The sequence below is a fragment of the Achromobacter spanius genome (assembly GCF_002812705.1).
Classification (GTDB): Bacteria; Pseudomonadota; Gammaproteobacteria; order Burkholderiales; family Burkholderiaceae_B; genus Achromobacter; species Achromobacter spanius.
The window spans coordinates 4,736,846-4,753,570 of the sequence record NZ_CP025030.1; the positions used below are offsets into that span (position 1 = coordinate 4,736,846).

Annotated in this window: 14 protein-coding genes; 9 read left to right on the forward strand and 5 right to left on the reverse strand. The window is 63.9% G+C overall.

The window, feature by feature from the left end; genetic code table 11:
• Window positions 1-19: 19 nt before the first annotated feature.
• The 4 genes from CVS48_RS21380 to CVS48_RS21395 are packed head-to-tail and all read left to right on the forward strand — an operon-like array spanning window position 20 to window position 4,798.
• Window positions 20-832 (forward strand): formate/nitrite transporter family protein, encoded by an 813-nt coding sequence (locus CVS48_RS21380; RefSeq protein WP_100856197.1) that lies wholly within the window; start codon window positions 20-22, stop codon window positions 830-832.
• A 24-nt stretch (window positions 833-856) separates the two neighbouring features.
• On the forward strand, window positions 857-2,641 hold the full coding sequence (locus tag CVS48_RS21385; RefSeq protein WP_100856198.1) for a bifunctional protein-serine/threonine kinase/phosphatase: 1,785 nt from the start codon (window positions 857-859) through the stop codon (window positions 2,639-2,641).
• A gap of 15 nt (window positions 2,642-2,656) precedes the next feature.
• Window positions 2,657-3,517, forward strand: a complete 861-nt coding sequence (gene cobA / locus CVS48_RS21390; protein WP_242001203.1) for a uroporphyrinogen-III C-methyltransferase — start codon at window positions 2,657-2,659, stop codon at window positions 3,515-3,517.
• Window positions 3,518-3,532: 15 nt separating this feature from the next.
• The gene (locus tag CVS48_RS21395; protein ID WP_100856199.1) at window positions 3,533-4,798 is read left to right on the forward strand and encodes a nitrate- and nitrite sensing domain-containing protein; all 1,266 of its coding nucleotides are present in this window, start codon (window positions 3,533-3,535) and stop codon (window positions 4,796-4,798) included.
• A 99-nt stretch (window positions 4,799-4,897) separates the two neighbouring features.
• On the opposite strand, the gene CVS48_RS21400 is transcribed toward CVS48_RS21395, so the two are convergent.
• The 3 genes from CVS48_RS21400 to CVS48_RS21410 all read right to left on the reverse strand — a co-directional run bounded on the left by CVS48_RS21400 (window position 4,898) and on the right by CVS48_RS21410 (window position 8,253).
• Window positions 4,898-6,451, reverse strand: a complete 1,554-nt coding sequence (locus tag CVS48_RS21400; protein ID WP_100856200.1) for an MFS transporter — start codon at window positions 6,449-6,451, stop codon at window positions 4,898-4,900.
• A gap of 99 nt (window positions 6,452-6,550) precedes the next feature.
• Window positions 6,551-7,018, reverse strand: coding sequence for a MarR family winged helix-turn-helix transcriptional regulator (locus CVS48_RS21405; RefSeq protein ID WP_100856201.1), 468 nt, complete (start codon window positions 7,016-7,018; stop codon window positions 6,551-6,553).
• A 173-nt stretch (window positions 7,019-7,191) separates the two neighbouring features.
• The gene (locus CVS48_RS21410; protein WP_100856202.1) at window positions 7,192-8,253 is read right to left on the reverse strand and encodes a LacI family DNA-binding transcriptional regulator; all 1,062 of its coding nucleotides are present in this window, start codon (window positions 8,251-8,253) and stop codon (window positions 7,192-7,194) included.
• Window positions 8,254-8,365: 112 nt separating this feature from the next.
• Here CVS48_RS21410 and CVS48_RS21415 point away from each other — a divergent pair, with 112 nt between their 5' ends.
• The 5 genes from CVS48_RS21415 to CVS48_RS21435 all read left to right on the forward strand — a co-directional run bounded on the left by CVS48_RS21415 (window position 8,366) and on the right by CVS48_RS21435 (window position 14,878).
• Window positions 8,366-9,385: a TRAP transporter substrate-binding protein gene (locus CVS48_RS21415; RefSeq protein ID WP_100856203.1), complete on the forward strand. Its 1,020-nt coding sequence runs from the start codon at window positions 8,366-8,368 to the stop codon at window positions 9,383-9,385.
• Between the two features lie 9 nt (window positions 9,386-9,394).
• Window positions 9,395-11,275 carry a TRAP transporter large permease gene (locus CVS48_RS21420; protein WP_100856204.1) on the forward strand — a complete coding sequence of 627 codons (1,881 nt, stop codon included), beginning with the start codon at window positions 9,395-9,397 and terminating at the stop codon, window positions 11,273-11,275.
• 72 nt (window positions 11,276-11,347) lie between these two features.
• Complete coding sequence (locus CVS48_RS21425; protein ID WP_100856205.1) at window positions 11,348-11,887, forward strand: VOC family protein; 540 nt, start codon at window positions 11,348-11,350, stop codon at window positions 11,885-11,887.
• A gap of 151 nt (window positions 11,888-12,038) precedes the next feature.
• A complete protein-coding gene (locus tag CVS48_RS21430) occupies window positions 12,039-13,316 on the forward strand; it encodes a ribulose-bisphosphate carboxylase large subunit family protein (protein ID WP_100856206.1) in 1,278 nt (425 codons plus the stop codon).
• A gap of 47 nt (window positions 13,317-13,363) precedes the next feature.
• Entirely contained in the window at window positions 13,364-14,878 is a 1,515-nt protein-coding gene (locus CVS48_RS21435) for a four-carbon acid sugar kinase family protein (protein ID WP_100856207.1), read from the forward strand.
• A 254-nt stretch (window positions 14,879-15,132) separates the two neighbouring features.
• On the opposite strand, the gene CVS48_RS29715 is transcribed toward CVS48_RS21435, so the two are convergent.
• Together CVS48_RS29715 and CVS48_RS21445 are read right to left on the reverse strand one after the other, a co-directional pair.
• Window positions 15,133-15,894: a hypothetical protein gene (locus CVS48_RS29715; protein ID WP_100856208.1), complete on the reverse strand. Its 762-nt coding sequence runs from the start codon at window positions 15,892-15,894 to the stop codon at window positions 15,133-15,135.
• Between the two features lie 53 nt (window positions 15,895-15,947).
• Window positions 15,948-16,724: a hypothetical protein gene (locus CVS48_RS21445; RefSeq protein ID WP_126376311.1), complete on the reverse strand. Its 777-nt coding sequence runs from the start codon at window positions 16,722-16,724 to the stop codon at window positions 15,948-15,950.
• Window position 16,725: the final 1 nt, after the last annotated feature.

The following is a 16,725-nucleotide window of genomic DNA, read 5'->3' on the forward strand; positions in this document are numbered from 1 at the left end:
TCAACACGATAGGTAAATCATGTCCTACCTGGTCCCTTCCGAATTCGTCACCAAGATGGTGGACGCCGGCGAATCCAAAATCTACATGGCCACGCGCGACGTGCTGATCCGCGCCTTCATGGCGGGCGCCATCCTGGCCATTGCCGCCGTATTCGCGGTGACCGTCACCGTGCAGACGGGCTCGCCCATCCTGGGCGCCGCGCTGTTTCCGGTGGGTTTCTGCATCCTGTACCTGATGGGTTTCGACCTGTTGACCGGCGTGTTCGTGCTGACGCCGCTGGCGCTGTTCGACAAGCGGCCCGGCGTGACCGTTCCGGCCATCCTGAAGCACTGGGGCTATGTCTTCGTGGGCAATTTCCTGGGTGCGCTGACGGTGGCGGTGCTGATGTCGATTGTGTTCACCTACGGCTTTTCCGTGCCGCCCAACAAGGTCGGCGAAGTCATTTCGCACATCGGTGAAAACCGCACGCTGGGCTACAAGGAATACGGCGCGGGCGGCATGCTGACGATCTTCATCCGGGGCGTGCTGTGCAACTGGATGGTGTCGCTGGGCGTGGTTGGCGCCATGATCTCCACGTCGGTCAGCGGCAAGGTGATTGCCATGTGGATGCCCGTGATGCTGTTCTTCGCGATGGGCTTCGAGCATTCCATCGTCAACATGTTCCTGTTCCCGTCGGCGATGATCATGGGCGGCAATTTCTCCATCATGGACTACATGATCTGGAACGAGATTCCCGTCGTGCTGGGCAACCTGATCGGCGGCCTCTCGCTGACCGGGCTGACCTTGTACACGACGCACATGAAGACGGCCCCCAAGCGCCGCTTCAACTGATCACGCGCCAGGACGTCAGCCGTGATGGACCGTCGCGAGCCCGAGCCCGGGTTTAAGCCCGGTTTTAAGCCCAGCGCCGCCTCTTTGCAGGTGGCGGTGGGCCAACACACCGAACCCGGCAGGAAACCCGTCAACCAAGACTTCCACGGCCTGTGCGTTCCGGGCGAACCCCTGCTGGGCGCCAAGGGCGTGGCGGTGGCGCTGGCCGACGGCATCAGCAGCAGCCAGGTCAGCCACATTGCCAGCGAGACCGCCGTGGCGAGCTTCCTGGAAGACTATTACTGCACGCCCGAAACCTGGTCGGTGAAAAAGTCCGCGCACAAGGTGCTAAGCGCGGCCAATAGCTGGCTGCACGCGCAGACGCGCCAGCGCCATCACCCCGACCAGCCGCGCGACGCCGACCGGGGCTACGTCTGCACCCTGACCGTGATGGTGCTGAAGGCCACCACCGCGCACATCCTGCATATAGGCGACGCGCGTATCTACCGGCTGCGCGCGGGCGCGATGGAGCAATTGACTGACGACCATCGCGTCTGGATATCGCAAGACAAAAGCTATCTGGGGCGCGCGCTGGGCCTGACGCCCCACCTTGAAATCGACTATCACACGCAACCGCTGGAAGCGGGCGACGTCTTTCTGCTGGCCACCGACGGCGTGTATGAACACATCAACGCAGACGACGTGGCAAACGCCATCGCCGCGCATCCCGATACGCTGGATGCGGCCGCGCACAGCCTGGCCCGCCTGGCGTTTGATCGCGGCAGCGACGACAACCTGACCGTGCAGATCGTCCGCGTGGATGCGCTGCCCACGCGCCGCGCCGATGAAATCGCGCGCTACAGCCTGAACCTGCCCTGCCCGCCGTTGCTAACCGCCGGCATGGAATTCGAAGGCTTCCGCATTCAGGACGAATTGCAGGCCAGCCACCGCAGCCACGTCTACCTGGCAGAGGACATCGACAGCGGCGATAAGGTGGTCATCAAGATTCCCTCGCTGGACCTGCGCCACGACCCCGCCTACCTGGAACGGCTGCTGACCGAGGAATGGATCGCCCGCCGCATCGACAGCCGCCACGTCGTGCGCGCCTGGCCGATGCCGCGCACGCGCCGTTATCTCTACACGGTCAGCGAATACCTGCCCGGGCGCACGCTGACGCGCTGGATGGCCGAGCATCCGCGCCCCACGCTGGACCAGGCGGTGAAGCTGATCGAGCAGATTGCGCGCGGCCTGCAAGCGTTTCACCGGCTGGAGATCGTGCATCAGGACCTGCGGCCCGACAACATCTTGATCGGCGACGACGGCGTTGCGCGCATCATCGACCTGGGCTCCACGCAAGCTGCCGGCTTGTGGGACGGCGCCACCCAAGACGACGACGCGCCGTCCATGCTGGGCACCGCGCAATACGCCGCGCCCGAGTACTTCCTGGGCGAAGCCGGCACCTCGCGGTCGGACCTGTATTCGCTGGCCGCGATGCTGTACCAGATGCTGTCCGGCCGCCTGCCCTACGGCGCGGACGTGGCGCGCGCCCGCAGCCGCGCCGCGCAGATGCGGCTGACCTATGTGTCGGTGCTAGACCGCGACCGCGAATTGCCGGCGTGGATCGACGGCGTGCTTAGCCGCGCCCTGCATCCCGACCCCGCCCAGCGCACGCCCGAGCTATCCGAATTCACGCATGCGCTGCGCCATCCGCCCGAGGCCGCGCGCCGGGGCGAACGCCTGCCGCTGCTGGAACGCAACCCCTTGGCATTCTGGAAAGGCCTGTGCCTGGTCCTGTTTGCCATCGTCATCTTTCTTTTGCTTGATCGCTGAATTCTGGAGCACACCATGTTCGGAAGCACCGCCCTGTCCCCCTCCGTCTGGCTGATTGGCGCCGGCCCCGGCGACCCCGAATTGCTCACCCTGAAAGCCGTGCGCGTGCTGGGCCAGGCCGACGTCGTGCTGGTCGACGACCTGGTCAACCCCCAAGTGCTGGACTACTGCCCGCAGGCGCGGCTGGTGTATGTGGGCAAGCGTGGCGGCTGCCGCTCGACCCCGCAAGAGTTCATTCAGCGCTTGATGCTGCGCTACGCCCGCCAGGGCCTGCGCGTGGCGCGCTTGAAGGGCGGCGACCCCTGCATTTTTGGACGCGGCGGCGAAGAAGCCCAATGGTTGAGCGACCACGGCGTGGGCTGTGAAATCATCAACGGCATCACGGCGGGCCTGGCCGCCGCCACCGCTTGCGGCATCCCCCTGACCCAACGCGGCATGGCCCAGGGCGTTACACTGATCACCGCCCATTCCCAGGACGGCGCCACGCCGGATTGGACGGGGCTGGCAAAGAGCGGCACGACGCTGGTGGTCTATATGGGGGTAGCCAAATTGCACGACATGAGCAGCCAGTTGCTGGCGGCCGGCATGGCCCCCGACATGCCCGTGGCGATGATCGAACGCGCCTCGCTGGCGGACCAGCGCGAATGCCGCTCAACGCTTGCCGCCATGGCCCAGGACGCTGCTGCGTTCCAATTGCGCAGCCCCGCCGTGCTGGTCATCGGCCCGGTGGCGGCGTGCCAGGTGCTGGAAGTGGCCGGCGCGGTTGGTGTGGCCTACCCCGCCGAGGCCGCCGACCTTGCCACCCCCGCGCTCCCCTTCGTCCAGCCCCGCTTTCCCCTGCCGTCCGACGAACCGCTACTGCGCCGCAGCGCCTGATCACAACCCCGCAATATGGTCGAACGCCACATCCCGCCGCCCCTGCGCTTTCTGCTTGCCGCGCGGCGCAGTGAACTCCACGGTCTGGAAAGCCTGGCCGTCACCTGCGAGCTGACCGTGCACATCAGCGCGCTGGTGCATGCCTTGCAGAAGGAACGTGGGTATTCGAACCTGACGCTGTGCAACGCGCCCGACAGCCAGCAAGAAACCCTGGCGGGGCTGGTTCAAGACGCGGCCCGCGTTGAAACCGACGTGCGCGGTTTTCTGGACGCCATCGCCGCCAAGACCCCGCACGGCAGCGACAAGGCGCGCCTGCTCAACTGCATTGCCTTCGCCCTATTCCGTCTGGACGAATTGCCCGGCCTGCGCCGCCAGGTGCGCGACCACGCCGTGCCCGCCGACGACGCCGACGCGCGCTTCACGCAGATCATCAGCAGCCTGCTGGCCGTGGTGTTCGAAGCCGCTGATTCCGCGCTGGACCCCGGCGTCACCCGCATCCTGGTCGCCCTGCTGAACTTCATGCAGGGCAAGGAGCTCAGCGGCCAGGAACGCGCGGCGGGCGTCATCGGTTTTACGGCCGGGTTCTTCACCGACGCGCAGAAGGCGCGCATGTTGGGCCTGGCCGCCCACCAGGCCCGCAGCTTCGACATCTATGTGCAATACGCGCAAGACGCCGCGCTGCAATGTTGGGAACGCATCCAGCAGCAACAAGGCCAGCCGGTGGAGCGCATGCGCGACATGGCGCAACGCACCTCTGCCGAGCAGCGCGTGGACGGCGCCTTGGCCGAGCTGTGGTTCGACCTGTACACCGCGCGCATCGACGCCATGCGCGAAGTGGAAAGCCTGTTGGCGCAGGCGCTGGCGCAACAATGCGAACGCCGCATTGCCGAAACCCGCCAGGAACTCGACGACCGCCAACTGCTGTTGGCGCGCTATGCCGACCACGCCAGCGGCCGTGCGCCCAGCATGGTGTTCAGCGTGCAAAGCCGCATCGTGGACACGCCGCCCACGGACGGCGTGGGCAGCGTGCTGGAACGCTCGGTGCTGGAAATGATGCGCGAACAGACGCTGCGCATGCAGCGCACCGACGACGCCTTGAACACGGTGCGCGGCGCGCTGGAAGAAAGAAAGCGCATCGACCGCGCCAAGCGGCTGCTGATCAGCCAGTACGGCCTGACCGAACAGGCCGCCCATGAACGCCTGCAACGCGCCGCCATGGACGGCGGCTTGTCGCTGGCGGACGTGGCGAGACAGGTGATCGGGCAATTGGGTGGCAACTGAAAGCGGGGGCGACGGAATTCCGGGCTGAAGGGCTCCTCGCCACGGAATCCAGCGCTACGGTATCCAGCACTACGGTATCCAGCACTACCGAATCCAGCACTACCGAAACACCCGCTGCGTCCAACTGACCAGCACCCCCATCAAGGCCAGCACGGCCAGCGCCCGGAAGTGATCCAGGTTGGCCAGCAGTACTGACTGCTGATCCAGGATCTGCGCGATCCGCGCCAGCGCCATGCGCTGCGCCTGCGCGGGGTCGGCCACCGCCGCATACACATTGCTGAGCTGCGCCTTGGCCGCTTCAAAATTGGCATTGCCCTCGGCAATGCTCTCCTTCAACACGTTGTAGTGCTTGGTGGTCAGCCACTGCTGGCTGACCGTGGCTGCCATGATGCCCAGCGCCTGCCCCACCTGCGCCAGCATGTTCTTGACCTGCTGCGCGTGCGCGAACACCGCCGCGTCATGGGTCAGCCCCGAAAAAGTATTCATGGCCGTGGCCGGCATGATGATCATGATGAACACGCCATAGCAGGCCAGCGCGGGCAAGACGTCGGTCCAGGGGTCGGCCGTGGGCGTCAGCCCGGACATCAGCACGCCGAACGCCGTCAGCGCCACAAAGCCCGCCACGAAGAACTTGCGCGGCGACGGCCAGCGCGCGATCAACTGCGCCATCACCACAAAAGTCAGCACCCCCGCCCCCAGGCCCATCGAGAAGAACATGCCCGTGTTGGACCACGACAAGCCCAGCGCGCGTTGCAGCATCTGGGGCACCAGATAGCCGTTGGCGCCCAGCATCAGATAACTGAACATGAAGAGCGCCAAGCCGCTTAGAAAGCGCACTTCTTTCATGCCGCCCAGCTTGAGCAAGGGCGCGCCGGTGCGCGTTTCGGATCGCACGAAATAGGCCAGCGCGGCGGCCCCCGCCACGGCGAACAGCACCAGTTGATGGCGGTCACTGAAGAAGTCGTAATAGGACCGCTGCAAGGCATGCAGCAGCAGGAAACTGCCTATGCCCAACGCGGTAATCGGCGCCAACCGCGCCTGGCCCGCCACGGTGGCCTGCCCTTGCCTGCCCGGCATGGAGAGCGCCACCGGCACCATGGCCAGCACCGACAGCCCCGCCACCAGCCAGAACATCAGCGGCCAGCCGTCGTGATCAACCGCCGCCGAGGCCAGCAAGGGTCCCAGCGCCGTGCCGGTGCACAGCCCCGTGGCCAAGGCCTTGATGCCGTGAAAGCGCGCCGGACCGGGCGGAATCAGGTTCACCGTCAGCCGCGACGACGTCAGCATCGCCGCGCAGCCAATCGCCATCAACACCCGGCCCGCCAGGAAACCGCCCTGGCCCACCGACAGCGCACACACCACCGCCCCAGCCGCCGCCGCGCCGAGGGAAGCCAGCAGATAGTGGCGCTGGCCCAGGTGGTGGACCAGCCAACCTTGCAAGGCAATCATCACCACCGCCACGCAGGCGTAGATGACGGCGATCGCCGTGTATTCCTCGGGACTGGCGCCGATCTCGCCCATGATGGGCGTGGCGCCGAAGGTGACCATGCCGTTCTGCAGGAAGTCGATGAATGTGAGCGCGCCGATGGTCGCCAGCAATGTCGGGGGTGGTGCTGCGGAAGGCGCAGCGGGGGTAGCAGCAGCAGCTTGCATGGCTGTGATCCATATTTATGCCTAGGCTGTATATGCCTAGGCAGGTAAATGCTTAAAAAAATCGAGGTCGAAAAAACGGCCCCTATGCTCAGTCCGTTCTCAATCGGTCTTCTGTCCGTTTTGCGCATTGGCCAGCAAGCGCGACAACAGCAAGTGCAAGGTCTGCGCATCGGCCTCCGAAAACCCCGTCAGCAGGCGCCGCATCACCACGTCCGTCGCCGCGAAGGCTTGCGGCAAGGCGGCTTGGCCCAATTCGGTAAGTTCGATCAGATGGCTACGGCGGTCGGCTTCGTTTTCCACGCGGCGGATAAAACCCTTTGCCACGATGCGGTCCAGCAGCCGGGTCATCGCGCCCGAGTCATAGGCCAGCACCCGGCAGAAGTCGCTGGGCGTGCGGCCCCAGCCCCGGGCCAGGCAGTTCAGCACCACGTACTGCGGCGTGGTCAGCTCGAACGGCGCCAGTTCGCGCTCCAGCGCATCGTGAATGCCGTTGCGTACGGACGTGACCATGAAACCGAGTTCACCGGTGTAGAACCTGTCCAGCACGGAAGGGGTGGTAGAAGCCATGGGGTCTCGTTACGGGGTGGCGCGAGGATGGCGATGGCATCGGGCAACAAGCCCTGTGGATCGCGTTTGGGTGATTTTATCTGCCTAGGCAGTTAAATGGCAAGCGATGCATGTCGGGACAGATCCAGAGCCCCCCATCAAGGCAACCGCCACGACAGGCAACAATACCCCCATCAAGGCAAATTCTCCCGGAAGATCACCTGGCTACGCGCCAGTTCCACCCCGTTCATCGCGCTGCGCTTGTCGCGCAGGTTGCTGAAAATGCGCACGCAGCTCATCAGCGCTTCCATCGGGCTTTGCGTGATGACGGCGTCCATGGTGCCGTCGATCAGCAGCGAGCGCGTGTCCGGCGTCAACCCGTGGCCGATGAACACCACCCGGTGCTGCAAGCCGGCCTCTTTCAAGGCCCGCGCCACGCCGTCGGACGCGCCGCCGATGTTGTAGATGCCCGCCAGGTTGGGATATTGCTCAAGCAGTTGCCGCGTCTGCTCGTAGTTGCGCTGCGCGTCGTCATAGCCTTCGCGCAAGTCCACCACCTGCATCGCATGAAACTGCTCGGCATACAACTGCAGGAAACCACTTTCGCGTTCCTCGTGCGCGCGGTAATGGCGCGAGCCCGCAATCAAGGCCACATGGGCGGCGCGCGGGCCGATGAAGCGTGCGATCAGGTAACCCGCCGTGCGGCCGGCGGCGCGGTTGTCCAGCCCCACATAGGCCGTGCGCGCGCTGTTGGCCAGGTCTGAAATCAAGGTCACGGTGGGCACGCCCTGCTGCGCCAGCGTGTTGACCGCTTCGCGCACCACGGGGTGTTCCAGCGCCATGAACGCAATCCCGTCGGCGCGCTTGCCGTGCTTGGCCAAGGCCTGGGCCAGCGCGTCGGGGTTGAAGCTTTCCACGTATTCAATCTGGCACTTGGCGTTCAGCGGCGCGAAGTGTTCGTGCGCGTAGCTGACGGTATCGCCCAGCATGCGCAGGTAGCGGTTGCTGCCGCGCGGCAGCAGGAACACCAGCCGCATCGGCTCGGCGGGCACGGCGGCGGCCAGTTCCTGTTCGGGTAGATAGTCCAGTTCAATGGCGGCCTTGAAGACCTTCTGCGCGGTGTTGGCGCGCACGCCGGGGCGGCGGTTCAACACGCGGTCGGCCGTGGCGGTTGACACGCCGGCGCGCGCCGCCACATCGGCCAATCGGGCAAGCTTACGGTCGGGTGAAGTTCTATTCACATCAAAAACCATCATGAAAGAAGTTTGACGATGATAGCGGCAATTCACTATTGTCCAGTCTGCCGCATGGGTTTGGCGCTGTTGTGGCACATCAAAAAACATCATAAGACCAATTTTGGAGACAACCATGAAGCTGCTCACACGCCGTAGTGCCTTGCGTCGCCTTTGCGCGGTGCCCGCCGTTGCCCTGGCCGGCGGATTCCCGCTGATTGCCCGCGCGGCCGACTACACGCTCAAGTACGGCAACAACCTGCCGGTGACGCATCCGCTGAACATCCGCGCGCAAGAAGCCGCCGAACGCATCCTTAAGGAAAGCAACGGCCGCGTCGACATCAAGATTTTCCCGAACAACCAACTGGGCGGCGACACCGACATGCTGGCGCAAGTGCGCTCGGGCGGTATCGACTTCTTCACGCCGTCGGCGCTGGTTATCGCCACGCTGGTGCCGGTGGCCGCCATCAACGCCGTGGGCTTCGCCTTCAAGGACTACAGCCAGGTCTGGGGCGCCATGGACGGTGCACTGGGCGCACACGTGCGCGCCGCCATCGCGCAGCGCAAGCTCTACGCCTTTGAAAAAATGTGGGACAACGGCTTTCGCCAGACCACCAGCAGCAAGGCTCCCGTGACGACGGCCGCCGACATGGACGGCTTGAAGATCCGCGTGCCGGTCAGCTCGCTGCCCATCTCCATGTTCAAGGGACTCGGCGCCGCGCCCGCCAGCTTGCAGTTCAGCGAGGTGTATTCGTCGTTGCAGACCAAGGTGGTGGACGCGCAGGAAAACCCGCTGCCCATCATTCAAGTCGCCAAGCTGTACGAAGTGCAGAAGTATTGCTCGCTGACCAACCACATCTGGGACGGCTACTGGTTCATCGCCAACGGCCGCATGTGGGAAGGCCTGCCGCAAAACCTGAAGACCATCGTGGCGCGCGGCATCAACGAAGCCGGCCTGGCCCAGCGCGAAGACATCAAGAAGTTGAATGCGTCGGTGCAGTCGGACCTGGAAGCCAAGGGCCTGCAATTCAACCAGCCGGCGCCTGACACCTTCCGCCAGGCGCTGCGCACGGCGGGCTTCTACAAGGAATGGCAGGGCCGCTTCGGCAACGAAGCCTGGTCGCTGCTGGAACAAAGCGTCGGCAAGCTGGCCTGAGGTCGCGTCATGTCTTCCCTGTCCGCTCCCCACGCCGCCGCCCCGGTGCTGCCGGCCAACCCCTTGCGGCGCGCCGCCAACGCGCTGGACAGCGTGCTGGGCGGCGTGGTCGAACACGTTGCGGCCGCGATCGTGCTGGTCGAAATCTGCGTGCTGTTCGCGGGGGTGGTCGCGCGTTACGTCTTCCATAGCCCGCTGGTCTGGTCCGACGAACTGGCCTCCATCCTGTTCCTGTGGCTGTCGATGCTGGGCGCCGTAGTCGCCTTGCGGCGTGGCGAGCACATGCGGATGACGGCCCTGGTCAACAACGTGAGCCCCGCGCGGCGCGCGCAGTTGGAAACCGCCGCGCTGGCCGCGTCGCTGGCGTTTTTGGTGCTGATCCTGGCGCCCGCCATTGAATACGCGCACGAAGAACACTTCATCACCACGCCCGCGCTGGAGCTCAGCAATGCGTGGCGCGCCGCCGCCATTCCCGTGGGCATGGCGCTGATGGCCGTGGTGGCCTTGCTGCGCCTGTTGCGCACCACGCCGGTACGCCAGGTGTTGGTGGCCTTGGTGGGCGTGGCGGCGGTGGTCGCCCTGTTCTGGTTGGCCCAACCGCTATTCCAGGGCCTGGGCAAGCTGAACCTGGTGATCTTCTTCGTGGGCATCGTGGCAGCCACCGTGTTTTCAGGGGTGCCGATTGCGTTTTCCTTCGCGCTGGCCACCTTCTCGTATCTGGCGCTGACCACCAACACACCCATGGAAGTGATGGTGGGGCGGCTGGACGAAGGCATGTCGCACCTGATGCTGCTGGCCGTGCCGCTGTTCATCTTCCTGGGTTCCCTGATTGAGATGACCGGCATGGCGCGCGCCATGATCCAGTTCCTGGCCAGCCTCTTGGGCCACGTGCGCGGCGGCTTGTCGTACGTGCTGATCGGCGCCATGTATCTGGTGTCGGGCATCTCGGGCTCGAAGATCGCCGACATGGCGGCCATCGCGCCCGTGCTGTTCCCGGAAATGCGCAAGCGCGGCGCCAAGCCCGGCGACCTGGTGGCGCTGCTGTCGGCCACCGGCGCGCAGACGGAAACCATTCCGCCGTCCATCGTGCTGATCACCATCGGTTCGGTCACGGGCGTGTCGATCGCCGCGCTGTTCACGGGCGGCCTGCTGCCCGCCGTGGTGCTGGGCCTGGCCCTGTGCTCGGTGGTGTGGTGGCGCTATCGCAAGGAAGACCTGAGCCTGGTGCAACGCTTCAGCCTCAAAGAGATCGGCCGCTTCTTCGTGATTGCGCTGCCCGCCGTGGCCCTGCCCTTTGTGATCCGCGCCGCGGTGGTCGAAGGCGTGGCGACCGCTACCGAGGTCTCTACCATCGGCATCGTGTATTCGGCGGTGATCGGCATCCTGATCTACCGGCGCTTTGACTGGGCGCGCCTGCGCCCCATGCTGATCGAGACCGCATCGCTGTCCGGCGCCATCATGCTGATCGTGGGCTGCGCCACGGCCATGGCCTGGGCGCTGACGCAGTCCGGCTTCTCGGGCGACCTGGCGCAGTTGATGGCCGACATGCCCGGCGGCAGCTACGGTTTCCTGGCGGTGTCCATCGTGGCCTTCATCATCCTGGGCAGCGTGCTGGAAGGCATACCCGCCATCGTGCTGTTCGGACCGCTGCTGTTCCCGATCGCGGTGCAGGCCGGCGTGCATGAAGTGCATTACGCCATGGTCGTCATCTTCGCCATGGGCATCGGCCTGTTCGCGCCGCCCTTCGGCGTGGGCTACTACGGCGCCTGCGCCATCAGCCGTGTCGATCCCAACGAGGGCATCGGCCCCATCTGGGGTTACGTCGCGGCGCTGCTGATCGGGCTGATCGTCGTGGCCGCCTTCCCCTGGTTCTCCATCGGCTTCCTGTGACCTGGCGCGGCCCGCGCGTGAATCCGCGCCGGGCCGCCTCCCCTTCCGTCTCCCTCTTTATAAAGATCCATCATGAGTCGTTTCCTGGGCGAAATCCGCCAACTCGGTTATGTGGTGCACGACATCGAAGCCGCCATGGAGTACTGGAGCACCACGCTGGGCGTGGGCCCCTGGTACTACAACCCGCGCGTGCCGATCGTCAATTACCAGTACGACGGTGAAAGCCACGAGCCGCACAACTCGGTTGCGCTGGCCAATTCCGGCTTCGTGCAGGTAGAACTGATCCAGACGCGCAACGATGTGCCGTCCATGTACCGCGACTTCCTGCAAGCCGGCCGCACCGGCCTGCAACACGTGGCCTACTGGACCGAAAGCTACGACGCCGACCTGGAACGCCTGCTGGCCCAAGGCTTCAAGCCCAAGATGAGCGGCGAAGTCGGCGATAAAGGCCGCTTCATTTATTTCGACACCGAATACCACCCGGGCACCGTCATCGAACTGTCGGAAGTGGCTGGCCCCAAGGGTCGCCTGTTCGACCTGATCCGAGAAAGCGCCAACGGCTGGGACGGCAAGGACGCGGTACGCCCGTTTCCGGACTTGTCCCGTCTTTGAAGCCTGCTGACGTCGGTTGAGGCTTGCGGAAGCCTGGTGATGCCTGCGGGTGCCAGTTGATGCCTCTGTCGCTTGCTTATCCCTGCTGACGCCTGCTGTCCCTTGCTGACCCAACGTTGCCGCCCGCCGCCCCCTTTGAATTCCCAAGCTTATGAATTCCCAGTCCTTTAGCGCGACCTATCTGATCGAAACCCCGATGGACCCCGCGCGGGTCGCCGAAGTGATGGCGGGCGAGCAGTCCTGCGGCACCTTCACCCGCGTGCAAGGCGAAACCGATGAACTGCGGGCCCGCGCGCGCGCCCGCATCGAAGCCATCGACCTGCTCGACACCACCGACACGCCCAGCCTGCCCAACGCCTGGATGGCACGCCAACCAGGCGGCATGCCGGGCAAGTACCAGCGTGCCCGCGTGCGCATCGCCTTTCCCGTGGCCAACGTCGGCGCCAACCTGCCCACGCTGGCAGCCACCGTCGGCGGCAACCTGTACGACCTGGGCGAAGTCACCGGCCTGCGCCTGGAAAGCATGGAGCTGCCCGCCAACTACCGCGCGCAGTTCGACATGCCGCAAGTGGGCATCGCCGGTACGCGGCAACTGACGGGCGTGGCAAAGGGCCCGCTGGTGGGCACCATCATCAAGCCCAACGTGGGCCTGTCGCCCGAGCAGACCGCGCATCTGGTCGCCCAACTGTGCGCGGCGGGCGTGGACTTCATCAAGGACGACGAAGTCTGCGCCAACCCGGCGCACGCGCCCCTGGCGCAACGCGTCGCCGCCGTCATGGCGGTGGTGCGCGCCCACCGCGAACGCACCGGCCGCCAGGTGATGGTGGCCTTCAACATCAGCGATGAAACCGACGCCATGCGCCGCCACGCCGACCTGATCGAACGCGAAGGCGGCACCTGCGTCATGGCCAGCCTGAACTGGTGCGGTTTCTCGGCCATCCAAACTTTGCGCCGCAGCACGCCCCTGGCCTTGCACGGACACCGCAACGGCTTCGGCGCCTTGTCGCGCGCGCCGTTGTTGGGGATTGGCTTTCAGGCGTATCAAACCCTGTGGCGGCTGGCCGGCGTGGACCATATGCATGTGCATGGTCTGCAAGGCAAGTTCGCGCAGGAAGACAGCGAAGTCGTGGAATCCGCCCGCGACTGCCTGGCGTCGCTCACGCCCGGCATCGACGACCCGGTCATGCCCGCGTTCTCGTCCGGCCAATGGGCCGGCACCGTGCCCGCCACGTGGGCGGCGGTGCGTACTGACGATCTGATGTTCATGTCCGGTGGCGGAATTTTGGCGCATCCGGATGGGCCGGCTGCTGGAGTACAGAGCATTCGGCAGGCGTGGCAGGCGGTGCGGGATGGGCAGGCGTTGGAGGACTTTGCGCGCAATGCGCCGGAGTTGCAGCGGGCGTTGGAGTTTTTTGGCGGGCGGGCATGACTGCGGGGGTCGGGAGCGCTGGCGGTGGGATTGGCAGCGGCAAAGATATGGACGGCTCGGGCAGTGCCAATGATGCGAGCAGCGTAGACGCCGCAGGCAGCGCGGCTGAAGCGGGCAACGCGGGGCACGCAAGCAGCGCAGACTCCGCAGGCAAGATAGCCGCACCCCGCGTTTGCTGGTACGGCGACGATTTCACCGGCGCCACCGACACCCTGGCCGAAGTCGCGCGCGCCGGCTTGCGCGGCTTGCTGTTCCTGGGCGTACCCACGCCCGAACAACTGCGCCGCGCCGGCCCGCTGGACGCCATCGGCATCGCGGGCGCCGCGCGCGCCATGTCCCCCGCCGATATGGAAACGGAACTACGCGCCGTCGGCCGCTTCATGGCCGGCACCGGCGCGCGCGTGCTGCACTACAAATGCTGCTCCACCTTCGACAGCGCACCGCACGTCGGCAGCATCGGCGTCGCCATCCGCGAACTGCGCCGCCACATGCCCAACCGGCTGGTGCCGATCGTAGGCGGGCAACCCAGCATCGGACGCTATTGCAGCTTTGCGCAATTGTTCGCCCGCGCGGGGGCCGCGCCGGAGGTTTATCGCATTGACCGGCATCCCGTGATGAGCCAGCACCCGGTCACACCGATGCATGAGGCCGACTTGCGGCTGCATCTGGTGGCACAGGGACTGAATGAGATTCGGTCGGTGCCGCATATTGCGTATCCGCGTCTGAGGAGTGCCGACGATGCCGCTGAAGTGGATAGCTGGATCGACGGCTTGATCAGCAACGATGACGGCCCCGTCCTGTTCGACCTGACGGACGATGACCAACTGGCCGTGATCGGCAGATTGATCTGGCGTGCGGCGGAGAGTGCGCCGTTGTTGGCGGTTGGCCCAAGCAGCGTGCAACAGGCGCTGGCGCGTGCGGAGGTGTTCGAGCGCGATAGTGAGGTGGCGGGGCGTGATGGCAAGGATGCTAGGCATGATGGCAAGCGTGCTGGGCGCGATACTGCTGCTTCCGTAAGCAGTAGCGCGGCTCCCCTGCCCCCCGCCACCGGCCCAGTGCTGGTCATGGCCGGCAGCCTGTCGCCCGTCACGGCGAGGCAGATTGTCGCGAGCACGCGCTACACACATCAGCCGCTGCAAGTACAAGCGCTATTGGAATCACCCGCCTACGTGGCCGAGCAAGTCCGGCTGGCAGCCCTCGCCTTGGCGCAAGGCCACAACGTGCTGGTCCATACCGACCGCCCCGAACAAGCCGTCACTTCCGACCAGGCCGCCTCCACCGCCCGCGCCACCGCGCAACTTGCCGCCGCCATCATCACCGCCAGCGCGGAGGCGGGAACCCGCCTTGCACGAGTCGGCATCGCGGGCGGCGACACCTCAAGCCAAACCACGCTGGCGCTGGGTCTGTGGGGGTTGCAGTTTCGATGTGTGTTGGCGCCCGGCGTGACTGTCAGCGTTGCTCGCAGTGATAATCCCGTGGTTGATGGTGTGGAGCTGATGCTTAAGGGCGGGCAGATGGGCGGGGATGATTTGTTTAATCGGTTGGTGGCGGGCGCGGGGTAAAGATTGGCGGGGGCTGGGAGGATTACCGTATGAGGGTTAAACGTCGTCAGACACGTTAAATACCAGATTGATACCCGGCCCGCTTGCAGGCGCACGTCGTCCTTGACGGTGACCTGCGCCTCGTCAAGGTCAGGTCGCAGCCTGCCGGCAGCACGACGTAGGCGAGCAACCACTTGTACTGGCCTGTCGTTGTCGCCGAAGCCTTCCAGGAAACGCTGGCCGGTAGTGGTCAGGACATCACTATCGCGGATTGCCTAAAACGCAAAGACAGGTGTTCGGTAAACGTGCGTTGACGGACGGCTTGAATCCAAGAAAATATTTTCGTCCAAATGGCGCTTGACGAGCTGTCTCCTTGCATGCACCTCCGCGGGTCTGTCGCGCACATCAAAGATAGATTCTGTTAACTGCACATACACGGCATCCGGGGTCAACTGCTCCACGTGATATGCGGGTGACGACAGCAATTTATCCAAACCAAAAAGATCAACGTACGCCTTGCCAAAAATCTGCGCCCAGAATAAATCTGGCATTCCCCTGCTGATTCGCTGAGTGGAAATGCAGTTCTCTTTCTGAACAAGCAGATTTCTCGATGCGCCATTGCCGCAGTCAAACCCAGCCACATCGCACCATGCGAAATCTATCCCATCGCTTGCGGCGCCATAGCAAAGAAAGCTAACTAGCCACCCCATTTGCTCATCATCCTTGACGGAGATTCGCAACCGATGTGCGGCATGTTCCGCGCCGGCAGGCGTCTGAATTCTCCTGCTAATCGACCCTTCTGCACGCGGATGTGCGTTGCGTCGCCACCGCAGCACCGCCTCTCCCCGTTGGGCCAATGACCGAAGCTCCATTAGTGAATACCTGCTTCTCTCGTCCGAGCTTGTGGTCCATAGTTGCGGTTGATAGCCTGGCAGGTAAAAAATCAAATCCTGGATAAGTCTATAAAACGAATCAGCATCCGAGAAATCAGGGACCAAGAGCATTCCCGCGTCGATCTGCAGGTATCGCTTTGCCATAGCAGCCGATAAATCGCCGTTTAAAAACTATTACGATTGCGAAGATCGCAATCCTAATCAGGGAACTTAAATTGCGGGACTCTGTAGAGATGGTCCTTTGTGTTGCGCGGGTCAAAGATAATATTGTCGTCCAAGTGTTGTTTCACCCGCTGCCGCACCGCATCGACTTTCTCGTAACAATCATACATATCAAAAAGGGATTCTGATAACTGCAGATATACCGTCTCCGGACCAACTTGTTCCACCTTGTACGCAGGCGCAGACAACAGCCTTTTCAAGCCAAAGAGCTTTACGTAGGCTGGTCCAAATATCTGCGACCAAAGGATGTCCGGCAACGCTCTGACGAGATTGTGCGTGAAGATCATCATATTTCCAGCCGTAGGAGCGATTCCATTGGCGAAGCCAACCGGTCTGTATTCGGCCGTCATGCTGTCAAAAAATGCATACTCAACACCAAAATCCTCGACTAAATGATGAAGGTAGCCCAACAAGTCAGAAACCTGCCTATCATCGCTTACAGAGAATTCCAATCGATGTCGCGCAAACTGTGGACCTTGCATCGGGCGGGTTCTCCTTTTGAACACTCCCCATCCCTTAGGGGTCTTCCTCCGTTTCCAACTGATATCAGAAGAGTTCGACTCTTGCAAAAGGTCGCGAAGATCATCCATAGTTAACTTGAGATTAATGGGCTCAATTAATCCCCAATGAGTAGGAGCGAACTGCGGAAGTTGTATCAAAAAATCCTCGACCAGAGACGAAAGGTCGCTAGCCGTGGGAAAGGAAGGTGTCAACAGCACAGTGCTGTCAACCTCTACGTAGCGCTTTTTCACA